At 62.9% G+C, this 17409-nt stretch carries 18 protein-coding genes and 1 pseudogene; 12 read left to right on the top strand and 7 right to left on the bottom strand.

From position 1 onward, the window contains the following. The first annotated feature begins 84 nt into the window (after positions 1-84). Positions 85-297, top strand: coding sequence for a hypothetical protein (locus tag I6F20_RS09705; RefSeq protein ID WP_225125912.1), 213 nt, complete (start codon positions 85-87; stop codon positions 295-297). Between the two features lie 537 nt (positions 298-834). Here the strand turns inward: I6F20_RS09705 and I6F20_RS09700 are convergent. Continuing rightward, the gene (locus I6F20_RS09700) at positions 835-1077 is read right to left on the bottom strand and encodes a ClpX C4-type zinc finger protein (RefSeq protein WP_036013407.1); all 243 of its coding nucleotides are present in this window, start codon (positions 1075-1077) and stop codon (positions 835-837) included. A gap of 26 nt (positions 1078-1103) precedes the next feature. Continuing rightward, on the bottom strand, positions 1104-1304 hold the full coding sequence (locus I6F20_RS09695; RefSeq protein ID WP_036013408.1) for a hypothetical protein: 201 nt from the start codon (positions 1302-1304) through the stop codon (positions 1104-1106). Between the two features lie 681 nt (positions 1305-1985). Here I6F20_RS09695 and I6F20_RS09690 point away from each other — a divergent pair. From I6F20_RS09690 to I6F20_RS09670, 5 genes are all read left to right on the top strand, one after another. Then, positions 1986-3290 (top strand): ABC transporter substrate-binding protein, encoded by a 1305-nt coding sequence (locus I6F20_RS09690; RefSeq protein WP_225112760.1) that lies wholly within the window; start codon positions 1986-1988, stop codon positions 3288-3290. A 71-nt stretch (positions 3291-3361) separates the two neighbouring features. Beyond that, entirely contained in the window at positions 3362-4261 is a 900-nt protein-coding gene (locus I6F20_RS09685; protein ID WP_036013410.1) for a branched-chain amino acid ABC transporter permease, read from the top strand. Beyond that, a complete protein-coding gene (locus I6F20_RS09680; protein WP_225125911.1) occupies positions 4261-5217 on the top strand; it encodes a branched-chain amino acid ABC transporter permease in 957 nt (318 codons plus the stop codon). Before I6F20_RS09685 ends, I6F20_RS09680 begins: the two co-directional genes overlap by 1 nt. Beyond that, complete coding sequence (locus I6F20_RS09675) at positions 5217-5960, top strand: ABC transporter ATP-binding protein (protein WP_036013413.1); 744 nt, start codon at positions 5217-5219, stop codon at positions 5958-5960. Before I6F20_RS09680 ends, I6F20_RS09675 begins: the two co-directional genes overlap by 1 nt. After that, complete coding sequence (locus tag I6F20_RS09670; RefSeq protein ID WP_225125910.1) at positions 5957-6628, top strand: ABC transporter ATP-binding protein; 672 nt, start codon at positions 5957-5959, stop codon at positions 6626-6628. The genes I6F20_RS09675 and I6F20_RS09670 overlap by 4 nt, the downstream gene beginning before the upstream one ends. Before the next feature lie 93 nt (positions 6629-6721). Here the strand turns inward: I6F20_RS09670 and I6F20_RS09665 are convergent, their stop codons facing one another. Then, positions 6722-6961, bottom strand: a complete 240-nt coding sequence (locus tag I6F20_RS09665) for a hypothetical protein (RefSeq protein ID WP_225125909.1) — start codon at positions 6959-6961, stop codon at positions 6722-6724. A 130-nt stretch (positions 6962-7091) separates the two neighbouring features. Between I6F20_RS09665 and I6F20_RS09660 the strand changes: the two are divergent. After that, positions 7092-7236: pseudogene (locus tag I6F20_RS09660) on the top strand (IS5/IS1182 family transposase); the annotation flags it as partial. Between the two features lie 321 nt (positions 7237-7557). On the opposite strand, the gene I6F20_RS09655 reads toward I6F20_RS09660, so the two are convergent. The 4 genes from I6F20_RS09655 to I6F20_RS09640 are packed head-to-tail and all read right to left on the bottom strand — an operon-like array spanning position 7558 to position 12268. Beyond that, positions 7558-8271: an ABC transporter ATP-binding protein gene (locus tag I6F20_RS09655; RefSeq protein WP_109144179.1), complete on the bottom strand. Its 714-nt coding sequence runs from the start codon at positions 8269-8271 to the stop codon at positions 7558-7560. Further along, entirely contained in the window at positions 8268-10037 is a 1770-nt protein-coding gene (locus I6F20_RS09650; protein ID WP_225125908.1) for a branched-chain amino acid ABC transporter ATP-binding protein/permease, read from the bottom strand. Before I6F20_RS09650 ends, I6F20_RS09655 begins: the two co-directional genes overlap by 4 nt. After that, positions 10034-11077 (bottom strand): branched-chain amino acid ABC transporter permease, encoded by a 1044-nt coding sequence (locus I6F20_RS09645; RefSeq protein ID WP_225125906.1) that lies wholly within the window; start codon positions 11075-11077, stop codon positions 10034-10036. Before I6F20_RS09645 ends, I6F20_RS09650 begins: the two co-directional genes overlap by 4 nt. A 42-nt stretch (positions 11078-11119) precedes the next feature. Next, positions 11120-12268: an ABC transporter substrate-binding protein gene (locus I6F20_RS09640; protein WP_225125904.1), complete on the bottom strand. Its 1149-nt coding sequence runs from the start codon at positions 12266-12268 to the stop codon at positions 11120-11122. Positions 12269-12899: 631 nt separating this feature from the next. Between I6F20_RS09640 and I6F20_RS09635 the strand changes: the two genes are divergently transcribed. Genes I6F20_RS09635 through I6F20_RS09615 form a run of 5 tightly spaced genes read left to right on the top strand, consistent with a single transcriptional unit; the run spans position 12900 to position 17396 of the window. Continuing rightward, positions 12900-13682: an aspartate/glutamate racemase family protein gene (locus tag I6F20_RS09635; protein WP_057029858.1), complete on the top strand. Its 783-nt coding sequence runs from the start codon at positions 12900-12902 to the stop codon at positions 13680-13682. A 31-nt stretch (positions 13683-13713) separates the two neighbouring features. Next, on the top strand, positions 13714-14142 hold the full coding sequence (locus tag I6F20_RS09630; protein WP_345944074.1) for an organic hydroperoxide resistance protein: 429 nt from the start codon (positions 13714-13716) through the stop codon (positions 14140-14142). Positions 14143-14164: 22 nt separating this feature from the next. Further along, a complete protein-coding gene (locus I6F20_RS09625; RefSeq protein WP_225125902.1) occupies positions 14165-15343 on the top strand; it encodes a thiolase family protein in 1179 nt (392 codons plus the stop codon). After that, entirely contained in the window at positions 15340-16581 is a 1242-nt protein-coding gene (locus tag I6F20_RS09620) for an SDR family NAD(P)-dependent oxidoreductase (RefSeq protein WP_225125900.1), read from the top strand. Before I6F20_RS09625 ends, I6F20_RS09620 begins: the two co-directional genes overlap by 4 nt. Before the next feature lie 35 nt (positions 16582-16616). Then, a complete protein-coding gene (locus tag I6F20_RS09615) occupies positions 16617-17396 on the top strand; it encodes a cyclase family protein (RefSeq protein WP_036013430.1) in 780 nt (259 codons plus the stop codon). The last annotated feature ends 13 nt before the right edge of the window (positions 17397-17409 follow it).

Genomic DNA, 17409 nt, shown 5'->3' with positions numbered 1-17409 from the left:
GCTCCAGCGATTTGAAAGGAGTTTTGGTCTAAAAGCGGGTATGCTGCCGTTTGCAAGGCAGGCCCCTTCCTGCGAGATGGTTCTATGGACGCGAAATCGGCTGCACAATTGAAACAGCACGTAGAGCGGGCAATTGAGGAATTATCGCTGGCGCTCATGCTCGCCAAAGAAGCCTCTCCAGCAGATGAGTTTCTGAAATTGAGGAGATCGGTCGGCGATATCATCGCTCGGATGGACACCATGCTTCACGACGAAATTAACAAAGATCATCCAGGTGTGGATGGCATGAAAGACTGACCGCTAACGTCTGCCTCGGGTCAAAAGCCGCCGATTTGCCCAGTGGTCGGGCGCTTCCAGTCTACCCCCGTTTCCGGACAACTCCTCGCTACGCCTAACGAAAGCGATGGGCCAACAACGGACGTGGTAAACTGCAGTTACTCCCATTTGACGGGACCCCACGGCTGGGCGTCCGCCCAGGCTTTAGCCTCAGCCAGGGAGAGGTGTTCCCCCGAGTTAGTGAGCAGACAATAGTACAAGAACCCGTCCTTCGTTTCCGGTATCGGTCGGGTCTCATCTATCGACGGCTCTTCGTCAGTGTCGCGCTTAAATCTCGACGACGCGAGACGTGCTTCTTTTCTATAAACGGCAATGCGCCGCCGAACATTGCCGTCGTAATACCAGGTACCTTCCGCGACCTTTTGGTTCATAGCGACGCTCACACGCTAAACACGAAGCTGATGTAACCGGCGACACCGAATGTCTGCAACGGGTCAAAAGTTGCCGTGGCGCCCCATGCTGCGGCAGCCCGCTAAGGGCCAACAGGTGAGTCGCCTATCACTTTCCTAGCGTAGCGACGAACTGGCGATGTCGCTCAAGCCACTCCGGCTTTTGCAAACCGATGACCTGTACACAAAGCTCAACGCATTCATTGCAAATAGCACCGGCGGTCTGCTGACCTTGTACGCTCACGGATACGGCGTTGACCACGGAAACAACTTCTCTCGGCTCCTTTCCACAAAAGGAGCAAATTAAGTCCGAGGCCGTCATCCTCTGATCCTTCCAGTCGAGTTCGATCATCCAAAGGTTCGCGGCTTGCCGTGATCTTAATCTCGCGGCTTCTTGAAAATGAAATCTAATGTTGACGAAGGGTCTTGCTTGCTCTTCCAGTCAGCAAGTTTTTCCTCTTCCGCGTGCAACTGACGATACAGTTCTGACATCCTGCCAAATATCGAGCGAAGTGTCGTGTCGCTCGTGGTCTGGGAAATTTCAGCACACCGCTCGGCCATGTCAAGATTTTCGTTCATGAACACTCTACGCTTCCGCTAGAGCCGACAGATTGATACAGTTAGAAATGACCAACCTTGATCTGCCTGTCGAGAGCTTTATCATCGAGCGTCTGGTCGAGGGCGGCTAGCGGATCAGTGAGCGTCGCCCCGATCGCGAGGACATTCCTGTTGCGGACTTCGTGTCCCTCCGTGACGCCGAAGAATGGGTGAAGTGGAAGCAGGGCCTTCCGAAGCTCAACCCTTATGCCGTTGAATAGGCCAAGAGGGGCGACTTCCGTTTTGGGTCAAGGCTGCCCTCGGCAGCTCCACGGCAGCGTTCCGCTCAGCCCTTGGAAGCCGACCGTGCGCGGTCAAAAGGGGAAGTCAGCAACGGGCCAAAAGCGCAAAGCGCGTTCGGTGTTTGTTGCTGGAACGGGAGCGCCTATGTCGCAGAGCAACGGCAGGCACGAATGGCCCGCAGCGGGCTCTGGCCGGAGCTTTTATCGCATCATGGAATTAAAGGCATCGACCATTTTGGGGGCCTTGTCCGTTTCGATCGATGCGCTTCCGACAAAATGGGGGGCGGCGTCGAACTGAATTCGTCGGCTCGTGAATGGCAGAAGAGGGCTGGCAACACGCGACAATTATAGTAGCGTTGTTGCAAGAAGAAGCGCACGGCGGCTGAAACCGGGCGCAACAATAAAACAGGGAGGACTTTCGATGCAGTTTCTCAAGGCTGCGGTTGCGGCCGGGCTTATAGTTGCGAGCTTTACGGGCCCCTCGCTTGCGCAGAACAAGCCGTCGGAGCTCAAAATCGGCATCACGACGTTCCTGTCGGGCCCTGCGTCAGTCTTCGGTGTGCCGGCGAAGGCCGCGGCGGAGATGATCGCGGAGGACCTCAACAAGAAGGGCGGCATCGGCGGCGTGCCGGTCAAGCTCTCCTTCATCGACGAAGGCGCGGGAGGCGAAGCGCTCGTCTCGAACTACCGACGCGTTGTGCAGGACGAAAAGGTCGATGCCACGTTTGCTTCGATCTCGTCGGGCAGCTGCACCCAGTTGGTGCCGGTCGCCGAAGACCTCAAAGTCATGAATTTCATGTGGGACTGCGGTGCGGCCTCCATCCTCGAAACCAAGAAGTACCGCTACAATTTCCGGACTCAGGCGAACGGCACGCCGGAAATGCTGGCCGTGCTCCTTTACCTGCTCAAGACCAAACCCGACTTCAAGACGATCGCGGTGGTCAATCAGGATTATGCATGGGGTCGGGAGAGCTGGGAGATCTTTTCGACCGCGCTCAAGGCGATGAAGCCGGACGTGCAAGTCGTCGCGGAACTCTTCCCGAAGTTCGGCGCACCGGACTATTCCACTGAGGTTTCCCGTCTGTTGGCGCTGCGGCCGGATGTGGTCCTGACCACGTCCTGGGGTGGAGATCTCGACACGCTGGTCCGCCAGGCCGGTCAGCGCGGCCTGTTGCAGCAGTCGACCTTCGTGCTCGGGATCGGCGAATCATCGATCCAGCGGTTGGGCAAAGACCTGCCTGAAGGACTGATCGTCGGCGCACGCGGAGACCACTGGTTCCTGCATCCCGAGAAGAAGAACGACGCGGCCTTCAAGGCGTTCAATGAAGCCTTCAAGGCGAAGACCGGTGCCTGGCCGATCTACCCGGTCTATCACATGGCGCAGGCGTTCAAGGCCCTGCAGACCGCCTACGACAAGGCGATCAAGTCCAACGGCGGCAACTGGCCCACGCGCGAACAGGTCGTCGACGCGACGGCGGGCATCGAGTTCGCCACCGGCTTCGGCCGTCCGATTACGCTGCGGCCCGAGGACAACCAGGGTCTCGAAGCTCAGCTGGTCGGCGTCACCAAGTCCGTTCCGGGGTACGACTTCAAGCTGCTCGACAACATGATGATCTTCGATCCGAAGATGATCACCAACCCGGCGGGCGTACGGTCGGTTGAGTGGCTCAAGACGCTCAAGCCGGACTTCGTCAAGATGGACGTGCCGATCTTCAAAGCTCAATAACGGCACGCTCGATTTTTGATCCCCGTCCTCCGTGCCTCGTCCCGGAGGACGGACCTTTTCCGAAGGCCATCATGAACTCGACACTCGCTATCTTGGCGATCCTCGATGGGATCAGCTACGCCGCACTGGTGTTTTTGGTCTCGGTCGGGCTCAGCCTGATTTTCGGCGTGTTGCGCGTGGTCAACGTCGCGCACGGTTCGCTGTACGCGTTCGGCGCCTACCTGGCTGCGACGTTCAGCCTTGCAATCGCGCCGATCTCGCCTTGGCTCACCTATCCCGCGCTGCTGGCCGCTTCCATCGTGATCGGCGTCGTGTGCGGCGGTTTCATCGAACGGTTTCTGCTGCGACCGCTCTCCGGACAGGAGGACGTCCTCCAGCTTCTGATCACTTTCGCCGCCTTCATGATCATGGACAACCTGCAGCGTCTGATCTGGGGCGTGCAGCCCATCTTCGCCGCGGAGCCACTGAGACTACTTCCCAACATCGCCGTGTTCGGCGTCAGCTACACGTCGTACCAGGTCATTCTGCTGCCCGGAGTCGCCTTGGCGACGCTGTTCGGGCTCCGCTACTTCCTGCGCAGGACGCTGTCGGGAGCGGTGATCCTTGCGGTCACGGAGGATCGCGAAGCTTCGACGGCCATCGGGATTGACGCAAAACGCGTATATTTCGTCACCTTCGTCATCGGCGCGAGTCTGGCCGCGTTGGGAGGAGCGCTGGCCTCGCCGACCACCTCGCTGGTCCCTGGAATGGGCGCCGATATGATCGTGCTTTCCTTTGCCGTCGCTGCGACCGCGGGTCTCGGCCAGATCGAGGGCACCGCGCTCACCGCGCTGATGATCGGCCTGACCCGTGCCTTCGTAATCTATCTCCAGCCGGAATTCGAAGTTCTCGTTCCCTATCTGCTGATGGTGCTGGTGCTTCTGGTGCGTCCGTTCGGCCTGTTCGGCGCCGTGCAGGTAAGGAAAATATGATGAGCGGTCGCATTAAGCCGGTCACCACGATCGCGACCATCTTCTTTCTGGCCAGCGCCGTCGCGCCCCTTTTTGTAGCGAGCTGGGCAACCCTGTTCGCGTTGATCCTCGCGAAGGGCATCGTCGTCCTCGGTATCATTCTTCTGCTGCAGGCGGGACAGGTGTCGTTCGGACATGCAATGTTCTTCGCTACCGGGGCATATACCGCAGCGTTCTGGGGCAAGTACGTCGGTGGCGGCGACATCGTGCTCTTCATCGCGCTGGGCGGCATAACCTCCGCCGTCTTCGGCCTCATCGTCGGGCTCTTCGTCGTGCGCTACCGGGAGATCTTTTTTGGAATGCTGAATCTGGCGTTTTCGATGGTGCTGTGGTCGCTGCTGGAGAAGATGTTTCATTACACCAACGGCGCCGACGGCATCCGGGTCCCTCGTCCGGCCCTGTTGGGGCTGTCGTTTACGCCCGAAACCTTCCAGTACGTCATTCTTTACGTGAGCCTCTTGATCGCGGTCGTCGCCTTCTACGGCGTGCAACGCTATCTCGATAGCCCGCTCGGACACATGCTGCGTGCCATCAAATCGAACGAGACGCGGCTCGAGTACCTCGGGACGTCCGCACGGCGCGTGCTTCTGATAGGCTACGTGATCTCGGCTTTTCTCGGCGGCATCGGCGGCACGCTGGTGGCGATCATCCAGCAGATCGCCACGCCCGAGTTCGGGTTCTGGACGAAGTCGGGCGAGTTCGTCTTTATCGCGATCCTCGGCGGCAGCGCCCACGCCTTCGGAGCGTTCGCCGGCGCGGCGATGTTCGAGTGCGTGCGCTTCTATGCGGCGGCCCACCTGGCCGACACCTGGCAACTGATCCTCGGCGTGGTCTTGATCGTCATCATTCTCTATGCGCCTAACGGACTGATAGGTCTCAGGCAGCGCTACGGCCAGGCGAAGCAGGGAGGACATTGATGACCAACGTCCTCCTTTCCGCGAAGGGCATCAAAATCCGGTTCGGTGGCGTCGTCGCCGCCGACGGTATCGATCTGGACGTGCTCCAAGGCGAGAACCTCGCGATCATCGGACCGAACGGCGCCGGAAAGACCACCTTCCTCAACATCTCGACGGGTTATCTGCGGCCGCAGGCCGGAAGCATCACCTTTCTAGGCCAGGAAATCACGGCGCAGCTCCCGCGCACGATCACCAAACTCGGCATCGCGCGGGCCTTTCAGATACCGCAGCTTTTTCTCGATCAGACCGTGATGGAGAACATGCTGATCGCCGCGGCCTCGCGGCTGGGAAGCCCTTCCGGCTTTAGGGCTCTTTCCGCCCTGCCTGAGCTGTCTGAAATGGAGCGCCTCCTGGATCTCGTCGGCGTCAAGCTGTACGCATCTCGCAAAGCGAGGGAGCTTCCCGAGGGACAACGCAAGCTGGTCGACATCGCTCTGGCGCTCGCGCTGAAGCCCAGACTGCTGCTGATGGACGAGCCCACCTCGGGCGTCGCCTCCGCAGAGAAGCTGGAGATCATGGACATCCTGACGTCCGCGCTCGCCAAGGAGAAGGTGACCTCGGTCTTCGTCGAGCACGACATGGACATGGTGGAGCGCTATGCCCACCGAGTCGCGGTGTGGAACGTCGGGAAGATCCAAAAGGTCGGCACGCCCGCGGAGGTTCTGGCCGATCCCAAGGTCCGCGAACAGGTGATCGGCATATGACGGCGATGCTGGACTTCGAGAACGTCAACGTCGCGATCGCCGATGCGCCGGTGCTGCGCAGCGTCAGTTTCTCGCTGCCGCCGGGCGCGACCGCCGCGCTCATCGGGCGAAACGGCGCCGGCAAAACCACGACGGTACGGACCATCATGGGCTTCACGAAGGCGAGCGGTACCGTGCGCCTGGGCGGTCAGGACCTGGGGCATGTTCCTCCGCACCGACGGCCCTTCCTGGGCATCGGCTACGCCCCCGAGGACCGTCGTCTCTTCTCGGCCTTTACGGTGGAAGAAAACATTCTTTTGCCCGCTCGCGTCGCGAAACTTAGCGCGGAAGAGGCGCGCCGGCGGCTGGAGCGAGCCTACTCCGTCCTGCCGGAGCTCGAGGAACTGGCGGGTCGCCCGGCGGGCTCCGTCTCGGGCGGCCAAGGCAAGATGGTCGCCCTCGGGCGCGCCCTGATGCTGGGCACCCGCCTCGTCATTCTGGACGAGCCGTTCCAGGGCCTCGCCCCTGTGCTGGCGCAGAGGTACGCCGAGGCGCTGCGTCGGCTTCGTTCGCAGGACCGGGACATTACCCTGCTGATCACAGAGTCGAACCCGAAGCTGCTCGAGACCTTCGCAGACGTGACGCTGACGATCGAGCGCGGCGAAATCGAAAGCCGGGTCCTTGCGTAGCGCCGTGCGGCCGCCACGGAGTTATTGCCCGAAGAGAAAGGGCCAGCGTGTAGCTGACCCCTTCAGCAGCACTTGAGCGATCAAAAAACACGCTTATTTCTTGCACTTCTTGGCCGACTCTTTGTCCGCATACGGACCACAGTTGTAGGCGTTGTTCAGTTCGTCCATCGTCTGCGGCCAGCTATCCATGGAGCCCGCCCGGGCACCACTCTGGCTACTTCCCACGTTTTTCACTTGCTGGGAACGAGTTGGTTCTGCTTCTGCATCAACTGCGAAGGATGCAGAGAGAAATCCGGCTGTAAGAAGTCCGACGAACAGCGTCTTGGTCATCATGGTTTCCTCCCTATGGAGTTCGAGTTCAGAGTAGCCGTTGGTGGCCACGCAAAGCGGGGGAGTTCAAAATCAGCGCGACGTGCGGCGCACGATCGGAGGGGGTTACTTGAATAAGGTGATGTAAGTCACTCTAGACGCACTTGCTGCTGCCCATGATGCCGCTGTCCAGAGATCGACACCTCGATTGTCCGCGTCCATCAGCATGGCGCTGTGTCACTAGGAACTGGGACCAATCGATCGAAAGGTCACGCGGTGGCTTGACGAGTGAAATCCACGGCTATGGCTGACCGCGCGTTACGAGTCCACGCGCTAGATTGGCGAGAGCGTTGGAGAATTGGCGTCGCACGGATTCAGACGGTCGCGCGTCTTGCAGTGTACCTTATGAAAACGGAAGTCCAGGTTGGCGGTTGAAGCCGTCGGCATCCGGAGCGGCGATGATGGCATTATGCCCCTGTTTTGCCCGACGGAACAACCTGTTTTCGTAAAATCCGTAAGGCTCGCCGCAAGTCATTGAAAACGCTGTCAGCGGCTACTGTGCATGGGGTTGTTTTCGACGTTTTGTGTTTTCAGCGAGCGGGGCCTGATCCAGGCCGGCGCTAGTGTCCGCCGAGATAGGCCGTGATCAGCCGGGGATCGTGGATGAGATCCTTGGCGGGGCCGGACTGCACGATCTCGCCGGTCTCGAGCACATAGCCGTAGTCGGCCGTCTCCAGCGCGGCGCGGGCGTTCTGCTCGACCAGCAGGATCGAGACGCCGAGATCGCGCAGCGAGGCGATGGTGCGGAAGATCTCGCGCACGATCAGCGGTGCGAGGCCGAGGCTCGGCTCGTCGAGCATGAGCAGCTTCGGCTTGGCCATCAGCGCGCGCCCGAGCGCCAGCATCTGGCGCTCGCCGCCGGAGAGGGTGCCGGCGGCCTGGCGCTGCCGCTCCTTCAGGCGCGGAAAGCGATCATAGACCTCGTCCAGCGTCTTCTGGACGCCCGAGCGGTCGCGCAGGCTGTAGGAGCCGAGCAGGAGATTGTCGGCGACCGACATGTCGGAGAACAGCTCGCGCTTCTCCGGCACGAGGCACAGCCGACGCTCGACGCGGTCCTCGACGGACATCCTGCCGATGTCGTTGCCCTGAAACACGAGGCGGCCGCGGGAGGCGAGCAACCCGATAGCGGCCATCAGCAGCGTGGTCTTGCCGGCGCCGTTCGGGCCGATCACGGTGACGATCTGGCCTTCCTCGACCGACAGCGAGACGTTGCGGACCGCTTCGACATTGTCGTAGCAGACGGTCACATCCGTCATGGAAAACATCTCGCTCACGCGACGCCTCCGAGATAGGCCTCTTGAACCCGTTCGTCGCTCCGGATCGCGGCGGGCGCGCCCTCGCAGAGCTTGGAGCCGAAGTCGAGCACGACGATGCGGTCGACCAGCGACATCACGAACTCCATGTCATGTTCGACGATCAGGATGGTCAGATGGTCCGACCGCAGCGAGCGGAGCAGCTCCGCAAGCCTGAGCTTCTCCTGGCGGCGCAGGCCAGCGGCCGGCTCGTCCAGCACCAGCAGCGCCGGGTCTGCGGCGAGCGCGCGCGCGATCTCCAGGATGCGCTGGTTGCCGAGCGGCAGATTGCCCGCGAGCTCGAACGGCTTGTCGCCGAGCCCGACGCGTTCGAGCTGCTTCAAGGCCTCGTGCCGGGTGCTGGCTTCCTCGCGCTGGTTGAGGCGCAGGGCGCCGGCGAACAGGCCCGTGCTGGTGCGCGCGTAGGTGCCGAGCATGACGTTCTCGAGCAGGCTCATGCGCGGCCGCAGCTTCACATGCTGGAAGGTCCTGGCGATTCCGCCCCTCGCGATGCGGGATTGTGGATCGCGCGTGATGGCGCGTCCGGCAAAGACGATCTCGCCCTTGTTGACCCTGAGCGCGCCCGTCAGGCAGTTGAACATCGTGCTCTTGCCGGCGCCGTTCGGGCCGATGACGGCGAGGATCTCGCCGGAGCGGACTTCGAAGCTGACATTGTTGACGGCGACAAGACCGCCGAACCGCCGTTCGGCGCCGTCGACCTTCAGAAGCAGTTCGCCCGGTTTCGGCTGGGGACGGCGGGGCAGGGGCGGAGCGGCTGGCGGCCGTTCGCGCTTGATCTTCGGCAAGTAGCGCGCGACGAACGGCACGATGCCCTGCCGCGCCCATTGCAGGAACAGGATGAACAGCGCGGAGAAGGCGACGATCTCGAGCTGGCCGGACGCGCCCTTGGCGATCAGCGGCAGATAGTCCTGCACGCTGTTCTTGAGCAGGGTGACGATAGCGGCGCCCACGACGCCGCCGAACAGGCTGCCGGCGCCGCCGACCATCGACATCATCAGATATTCGATGCCCATGCCGGCCTCGAACGGGCCCGGGCTGATGAAGCGGCTCATATGGGCGTAGAGCCAGCCGGAGAGCGAGGCGAGGAAGGCCGCGATCACGAAGGTCACGAGCTTGATCCGGAACGCGTTGATGCCGAGGCTTTCGACCAGGATATTGCCGCCGCGCAGCGCGCGCATGGCGCGGCCGATCCGGGAGTCGAGGAGATTGTAGCCGAGGAAAAGCACCACGACGACGATGCCCCAGATCAGGAAATAGATCTGGGCGCTCGAGACGAGCGCGAATGATCCGATACTGATCGGCGGGATCGACGAGATGCCGTTGAAGCGCCCGAGCCCCTCGACATTGCCGAACAGGAAGCCGATGGCGAGCCCCCAGGCGACGGTCGAGAGCGACAGGAAATGGCCCTGGAGCCGCAAGGTGACGGCACCGAGGACGGTTGCGACGCCGCAGGTCAGCGCCACCCCGAACACGAGGCCGAGCCAGGGGGAATATCCGTTCAGCGCAGAGACCCAGGCGGTGGCATAGGCCGCGACGCCGACGAAGGCGGCCTGTCCGAAGGACACGATGCCGCCGACGCCGGTGAGCAGGGCAAGGCCGATCGCGACCAGCGAATAGATGCCGATATAATTCATCAGCGTGATGCTGAACGGGTTGAGAACGACTGGCGCGAGCGCGAGGCACGCCACCGCCGCCACCGCCGCGAGCTGAACGTGAAGGCGCGTCATTCCTCGATCTCCTCCTCGGAATGCAGCGAGGCGAGGGATCGCCAGATCAGGATGGGGATCAGAAGCGAGAACACGATGACATCCTTCAGTGCGCTGCTCTCGAAGGATGCGAAGCTTTCGAGGATACCGACCCCGACGGCGCCGATGGCCGCGCCGGGATAGCTGGTCATGCCGCCGACGATGGCGCCGACGAAAGCCTTGAGGCCGAGCAGGAAGCCGGAATCGTAGAATATGGTGTTGACCGGCGCGATCAGGATGCCGGAGACGCCGGCCATCAGCGAGCCCAGGAGATAAGCGATGGTGCCGGCGCGTGCGGGACGTATCCCCATCAGGCGGGAGCCGGTCCGGTTCACGGCCGTGGCGCGGAGCGATTTACCGACCAGGGTGAAGTCGAAGAAGAGATAGAGCAGGCCGGAGAAGACGAGGGCTGCGATCACGATCAGCATGGTCTGGCCCGAGATCAGCACGCCCGCAAACTCGGTCGACAATGATGTCAGCGGCTCGGTCCTGACACCCTCGGGACCGAAGAAGAGCAGCCCGAGGCCGACCAGCGCGAAGTGCAGGGCGACGGAGACGGTCAGCAGCAGCAGCACCGTCCCGTCCGCAATGGGACGGAAGACGATCCGGTCCAGCAGCGGGGAGATGGGGGTGACCAGCATCAAGGCCAGCACGAGCCTGATGGCGAGCGGCGGCTCGGCGCGCATGGTCAGCCAGGCGAGGCCAACCACGGCCAGCGGCAATGCGAGATAGAAGAAGAGAGCGCGCGGAAGCAGCCGACGCTCGCCGTTGCGCAGCAGCGAGACGATTTCGATCAGGGTTGCGAGGCACGCAAGGATGACAACCAGCGCACCCGTGCCCGGAAAGCGCTTCGCGTCGAGCGCCGCCAGCGTCAGCGCCGTGAAGGCCGCGATGTCGCCAAAGGGAATGAAGATGACCCGTGTCACCGTGAAGATGAGGACGGTCCCGATCGCCACCAGCGCGTAGACTGCGCCGGTGGCGATCCCGTCGATCGCAAGAATGGCTGCGATGTCGCTCGTCATTGAGAACGCCGTCCCCTTGTTCTGGTGGCCTGCCCTGTCCGACTACGGCGCGTATTTCCAGGCGCCGCCCGTCAGGCGCACCACGACCAGCGCGCGCTCATCGACGCCGGTCACCGCGCCGGGCTTGAAGTTGTAGATGGCGTGCACGCCGGGCAGCTCCTTGGTGCTGAGGATCGCGTCCCGCAGGGCGGCGCGGAATTCCGCCGTGCCGGGCTTCGCCGTCTTGAGCGCGCGCTCCGCTGCGTTGGCGAAGATCAGCCAGGCGTCGAAGGAGTAGGCCGAGAAGCCGTCGGTGGTCGGGATGTTATGGACCTTCTGGTAGACGCTGCGGAAATCCAGCGCGATCTTCTTGGCGAAATGTTCGTCGGGCAGCTGCTCGGCCACGATGACCGGGCCGGCGGAGACCTGGATGCCTTCGGCCGCCTTGCCGCCGACGTTCACGAAGTCCGGATTGACGAGCGCCACCGTGCCGTAGGTGTTTCCCTTGAAGCCGCGCTCCGCGAGGCTGAGGAGCGGCAGCGCGCCTTGCGTCCCCGAGCCGCCGTCCAGCACGGCGTCCGGCCGCGCCGCGAGCACTTTGAGGATCTGCGCGGTGACCGAAGTGTCGGTGCGCGCATAGCGCTCGTTGGTCTGGATCTTGACATCGCCGGCGGCCTCCGCCGCCTTGGCGCCGTTGTAGACGAGGTCCCCCCAGGCGTCGGAGAAGCCGATATAGCCGATGTTCTTCATGCCATCGCGCTTCATGCGATCGGCGATGATCTTGACGAGGAGGGACGCAGGCTGCGGCACCGACACCACCCACTGCTCGGGTGTTTCCGGCAGTTTGCCGATCGGCGAGACCGCGATCATCGGCACTTTCAATTCGCTCGCCACCGCCGCCATGGCGATGGTCGAGGGCGCCGTCGCCGTGCCTATCAGGAGGTCGACCTTCTCTTCTTCCACCAGCTTGCGGGCATTGCGGGTCGCGGCCGACGGGTCGGAGCCGTCGTCGAGCTGGATCAGGCGGACGGTCTCGCCGTTGATGGTCTTCTTGTATTCATAGGCCGCGTTGATGCCACGCCCGTAGGGGATGCCGATCGACGAGCCGTTGCCGCTGAGCGAGGTGACGAAGCCGATGGTGATATCGGCCCGCGCGGCGGGGGCTGTGACGATGCCGGCGGCAAGTGCAAGTAAACTCAGAGTCTTGCGCATATGCGTTCTCCTCCGTTGATGCTGGATAGGAATGCTTCGATGCTGCCGCACGGGGTCCCCGAACGACGAACCGGCCGATTGAAAACATTGCTGCGGCGCCAAATACCGGGCGCGACCGAAGAGTGTGCTCCGGGCGCTCAGCAGCCATGATGTTGCGTGCCGCGCGAACGATAGGCCCACCGGCACATGCAAGCGGGCCTTTTCCGGAGCGATGAAAGGTCGTCGGTGCCGCCGCGATGCGCGAACGGCGATGCTGCTGCTAAGGCCGGCTGTTCGAGCACGGCGACTGTCCACACGATCGAGTCTCTCAAAATCGGTGCCCTGCAACATCATTGTCATGGCCACCGGTCTTTGACCGGCGAGGAATTACTTAAAGCCTAAAGTAACTCCGGTGGCGCCGTCAACACGTGTCACGGGGCTGTCAGAAAAAAATGTTGTTGCATACAATTTCGTCAGTGTGCGGCGCTCCTGCGCTCATCGACCCACAGAAAACGCCGTGCTCGCCTTGACCCCGACGGCACTGGTCGCCGTCGCCGCCGCGCGCATTTGACGCGTCAATTAGTTTATGGTTGAAATATATTCATCGGCAGCCGACGACCGATCCTCCGATCACCGCTTGAGGAGAAGGACGATGCGCATCTTCTGGCAGAGCTTTGTTGATGCGAGCGTGAATGCGCCCTACATGGCGCGGCTGTCGGAATACCTGAACGACATCGCTGCGCCAGGCACGACGGTCCACGTCCAGGGCATCAGTCCGCCGGACCGCGAGTTCGGACGGCTCGCGGAATTGCGCTGTGCGGTCCAGGCAATCGACAACGGTATTGCAGCGGAGGAGGGTGGGTTCGACGCCTTCGTCATGGGGCATTTTCAGGATCCCGGACTCTACGAGCTGCGCTCGGCGCTCGACATTCCCGTGATTGGGACTGGCGAGGCGACGTTGCTGGCGGCCTCACAACTCGGGCGGCGGCTAGGTCTTGTGACGCTCGATCCCGTCTTCGAGGTCTTGCACTATGAGCAGGCTGAGCGTTACGGCCTCGGCGATCGCGTCGTCCATGTGACCGGCCTTGGCTGCAGGCCGGATGATTTCGCCGATGCGTTCGCCGGAAACGCTGCCGCGCAAGCCCGCATGATCAAGGACTTCGTCGCCTGCGCGCTCCCGCTGGTGGAGCGCGGCGCGGATGTCGTGATTCCGGCCGGCGTGTTGCCAGGCCTCTTGATCGGGCGAGAGCATGGCCTGAAGGTCGGCCACGCCCCAGTGGTCAACTGCGCGGCCGTGGCGCTCAAGAGTGCCGAGATGTGGGTACAGCTCCGGAAGCTCAATGGCACCGAGCCCAGCCGCGGGCCGAGCTTCAGGCGGGCCAGCGCCCAGGCCCGCGATGACTTCCGCGCGCTACTTGCCCGTAACAGCCGCTAGTCCTCGAAAAACTGTCCCTGGAGAACAAATAATGATGACCCCCGAAAAGATCCTGTACGAGACCGAGGTGACGGCGACCGGAGGTCGGGATGGCAAGGCGGCCAGCGCTGACGGTCTGCTCTCGGTGTCCCTGTCCTTGCCGAAATCGATGGGTGGTCCCGGTGGCGAAGGCACCAATCCCGAGCAGCTCTTTGCGGCCGGCTATGCCGCTTGCTTTCTCGGCGCGGTCAAGCTCGTCGCGCGCACGCGGAAGGTGGTGCCCTCTGCCGAGCCGTCCGTGACTGCGAAGGTTGCGATGGGGCCGGTGCCCGTCGGATATGCGCTCGCTGTCGAGCTGAAGGTCAGCCTGCCCGGTGTCGAGAAGGCCGTGGCCGAAGAGGTCGTTGCCGGTGCGCATGAGCGTTGCCCCTATTCGAACGCAACCCGCGGCAATATTGACGTGAAACTGACGGTGGTCTGAGGCGGATGAACGAGGGCGGTCGGTGACCAACACCTTGCGCGCACCATATGACGGCGTGGTGATCGCGGCTCCCGTCACGATTCCCTATGTGCGCTACTCCATCGAGAGCGCGCAGTGGTGGATCGGGCGGGCGCTGAGCGCGCTCGTCGCGCAGGCCGGCATCAAGGCCTCCGACATCGACGGCCTGTGCGTCTCCAGTTTCACCATGGGCACGGACAGTGGCATCGGATTGACACAGCATTTCGGGCTCTGCGTCCGGTGGTTGGACACGATCCCGCTCGGCGGCGCCAGCGCTATTGCGGCGCTGCGCAAGGCGGCGCGCGCGGTTCAGGCGCGCGATGCCGACATCGTGGCGTGCGTCGCTGGCGACACCAATCACGTCGATTCGTTCAGGCTGACGCTGGAGAATTTCTCGCGGTTCAATCAGGACGCCGTCTATCCTTACGGCGCGGGCGGCGCCAATGCCAGCTTTGCGCTGATTGCGCGCAACTATATGCGAATGTTCGGCGTCGCGCGCGAGGACGTCGGCAAGATCGCTGTCGCCCAGCGCGCCAATGCCCTGCGCAACCCGCATGCGCTCATGAAGGCTCCGCTCACGCTCGAGCAATACCTGGCGGCCCGGCCGATTTCCGATCCGATCCACCTGTTTGATTGCGTGATGCCCTGTGCGGGCGCGGAAGCTTTCCTCGTGATGCGCGATGAGACGGCTTCATCCCTGAAGCTGCCCGCCGCGCGACTCCTTTCGACGATCGAGCGGCACAATGCCTTTGCCGACGATCCGATGCAGGTGCGCGGCGGCTGGGCGATGGATGTCGGCGAGCTCTATGCGATGGCCGGCGTCAAGCCTGACGATCTCGATGTCGTGCAGACCTATGACGACTATCCCGTCATCACGATGATGCAGTTCGAGGATCTCGGATTCTGCAAGAAGGGCGAGGGCGCTGAGTTCGTGCGCCAACACGATCTCACCATCGACGGCGACTTCCCGCACAACACCTCGGGCGGACAGCTCTCGGTCGGGCAGGCCGGTGCCGCCGGCGCCTATCTCGGCCTCGTTGAAGGGTTGCGGCAGGTTCTGGGCAGTGCCGGTCCCACGCAGGTCAGGAATGCGAGCCTCGCTCTGGCCTCGGGGTTCGGTATGATCAACTATGATCGTGGTCTCGCCTCGGGTGCCGCGATCCTTGCTGGACCTTCGCGATGATAGAGCCGATCAAGCCGCCCCGGCGCAAGAATCCGCTGCTGCGGACGCGGCTGCCGGCCTCGCCACCGCGACCGCGCAGCAGGATATCGCACGGGTTCACGCGCGCGGCCGCCGAAGGCCGCTTCATGCTGCAGCGCTGCGAGGCTTGCGGCGCCTTTGCCTATCCGGCGCGCGAAGCCTGCCCGTCTTGTCTTTCTGCCGGCCTCGCTTTCGTCGATGCGCCGCGGCGAGGTGTACTGCTTGCCGAGACAACGGCGCGGGTGCCGAGCGACGTCTATTTCCGCGAACGGGCACCGTGGCGGATCGGCCTCATCAAGATGGATTGCGGTCCGACGATCGTCGCACATCTTCATGCCGACTGTGCAGAGGGTGCGGCCGTCAGCATGTCGCTGCAACTCGACAAGAGCGGCCAGGCGGTGGCCTTTGCCCATCCCGAAGCGGAGACACCCAACATGGCAGACGACAAGCAGTGGCGGGAAATGACGGCCGATCCGAAATTCCGTCGCGTGCTCGTCACCAACGGTCGCAGCGTCATCGGTCAGGAAGCCGTCGCCGCTTTGAAGGCGGCGGGCGCCAAGACGGTGTTCGTCGGCATTGCCGAACCCTGGCGGCCGTTTGCCGGCGAGGAGCGGCTACGCGGTCAGGACGGGATCGAGATCGTGACTCTCGATGCGGCTGACGAAAAATCGGCGACCGATCTTGCGGCCGACATCGGCGGCAAGGTCGATATTCTCGTCAACACGACGGAATATGTCCGGCCGGGCGGCCTGCTCGATCGCAGGGGCACGAGCATCGCACGGGACGAGATCGACCAGGCCTATCTCGGCTTCATCAATCTCGCTCAAGCCTTTGGCCCCGCCATGCGGATGCGCGGTGCCGACGGCATCAACAGCAGCGCGGCATGGGTCAATATTCTCTCGGTCTATGCACTGGCGAACTGGCCCGCCTTCGGCGCCTACTCGGCTTCGCAGGCCGCCTGCCTGTCGTTGTCGCATTGCTTGCGCGCGGAGCTGCGGCCGGGCGGCGTCCGGGTGATGAACCTGTTCACCGGCCCTGTCGACACCGAATGGTTCCAGACCGTGCCGCCGCCCAAGGTCGCGCCGCGCGTGATCGCGCAGGCGGTCGTGTCGGGCCTCAAGAACGGACTCGAAGAGATGTATGTCGGAGATGTCGCCGAAGAGATCCGGCAACGTCTCGCGGCCAATCCGAAAGCGCTCGAGCGCGAGCTCGACCGATAAGAAGCGGGATTTCAACCGAGCTGGAGGACTTGACGATGCAAAGCAATCTCCTGGAGCTGGCGAGTGCGATTTCTTCCGGCGCGGTGCGCGTCGTCGATCTGACCTTCACACTCAGTCCGGACTTTCCGGTCATCGTCCTGCCGCCGGAATTCGGTCAGGCCGCGCCTGTCCGCATCCAGGAGATATCGCGATACGATGGTCGCGGCCCGGCCTGGTACTGGAACAACGTTACGTTTGGCGAACACACCGGCACGCATTTCGACGCGCCGATTCACTGGTTCACCGGCAAGAACCTGCCGAACAATGCCGTCGACACGATGCCGGCCAAGGACATGATCGCACCGGCCTGTGTCATCGACTGCTCGGCGCAGGCGGCGCAGGATCCCGATTTCCTGCTGACCGTCCCGATTGTCGAAGCTTGGGAAGCCAGGCACGGCCGGATCCCCGAGCGGAATTGGGTCCTGCTCAGGACCGACTGGTCGAAGAAGGGCTGGCGTGACTACTCCAATCTCAGGGACGACGGCGCGCATACGCCGGGCCCGAACCCGGCGGTGATGAAGTGGCTGGTGGAGGAGCGCGGTGTCATCGGTTTCGGCACCGAAACCATCGGCACGGATGCGGGGCAGGCCGGACACTTCGAGCCGCCTTATCCGGCGCATCACTTCCTGCACGGCGCGGGCCGCTACGGCCTGCAATGCCTGTGTAACCTGGATCAGCTTCCGGCCACCGGCGCCGTCATCGTGGCCTCGCCACTAAAGATCCAGAACGGTTCCGGCAGCCCGCTTCGAGTCATCGCTCTGGTGTCGTCCACTTGAGCCCCAATCAATG

The organism is Bradyrhizobium sp. IC3123 (assembly GCF_020193625.1).
Taxonomy (GTDB): Bacteria; Pseudomonadota; Alphaproteobacteria; order Rhizobiales; family Xanthobacteraceae; genus Bradyrhizobium; species Bradyrhizobium yuanmingense.
The sequence above is the reverse complement of the archived record's forward strand: the minus strand, read 5'-3'. Positions and strand labels throughout refer to the sequence as shown.

Coding starts and splice junctions, on each gene's coding strand:
- I6F20_RS09705 (WP_225125912.1), top strand. CDS start 85: ATGGACGCGAAATCGGCTGCACAATTGAAACAGCACGTAGAGCGGGCA.
- I6F20_RS09700 (WP_036013407.1), bottom strand. CDS start 1,077: ATGATCGAACTCGACTGGAAGGATCAGAGGATGACGGCCTCGGACTTA.
- I6F20_RS09695 (WP_036013408.1), bottom strand. CDS start 1,304: ATGAACGAAAATCTTGACATGGCCGAGCGGTGTGCTGAAATTTCCCAG.
- I6F20_RS09690 (WP_225112760.1), top strand. CDS start 1,986: ATGCAGTTTCTCAAGGCTGCGGTTGCGGCCGGGCTTATAGTTGCGAGC.
- I6F20_RS09685 (WP_036013410.1), top strand. CDS start 3,362: ATGAACTCGACACTCGCTATCTTGGCGATCCTCGATGGGATCAGCTAC.
- I6F20_RS09680 (WP_225125911.1), top strand. CDS start 4,261: ATGAGCGGTCGCATTAAGCCGGTCACCACGATCGCGACCATCTTCTTT.
- I6F20_RS09675 (WP_036013413.1), top strand. CDS start 5,217: ATGACCAACGTCCTCCTTTCCGCGAAGGGCATCAAAATCCGGTTCGGT.
- I6F20_RS09670 (WP_225125910.1), top strand. CDS start 5,957: ATGACGGCGATGCTGGACTTCGAGAACGTCAACGTCGCGATCGCCGAT.
- I6F20_RS09665 (WP_225125909.1), bottom strand. CDS start 6,961: ATGATGACCAAGACGCTGTTCGTCGGACTTCTTACAGCCGGATTTCTC.
- I6F20_RS09650 (WP_225125908.1), bottom strand. CDS start 10,037: ATGACGCGCCTTCACGTTCAGCTCGCGGCGGTGGCGGCGGTGGCGTGC.
- I6F20_RS09645 (WP_225125906.1), bottom strand. CDS start 11,077: ATGACGAGCGACATCGCAGCCATTCTTGCGATCGACGGGATCGCCACC.
- I6F20_RS09640 (WP_225125904.1), bottom strand. CDS start 12,268: ATGCGCAAGACTCTGAGTTTACTTGCACTTGCCGCCGGCATCGTCACA.
- I6F20_RS09635 (WP_057029858.1), top strand. CDS start 12,900: ATGCGCATCTTCTGGCAGAGCTTTGTTGATGCGAGCGTGAATGCGCCC.
- I6F20_RS09630 (WP_345944074.1), top strand. CDS start 13,714: ATGATGACCCCCGAAAAGATCCTGTACGAGACCGAGGTGACGGCGACC.
- I6F20_RS09620 (WP_225125900.1), top strand. CDS start 15,340: ATGATAGAGCCGATCAAGCCGCCCCGGCGCAAGAATCCGCTGCTGCGG.
- I6F20_RS09615 (WP_036013430.1), top strand. CDS start 16,617: ATGCAAAGCAATCTCCTGGAGCTGGCGAGTGCGATTTCTTCCGGCGCG.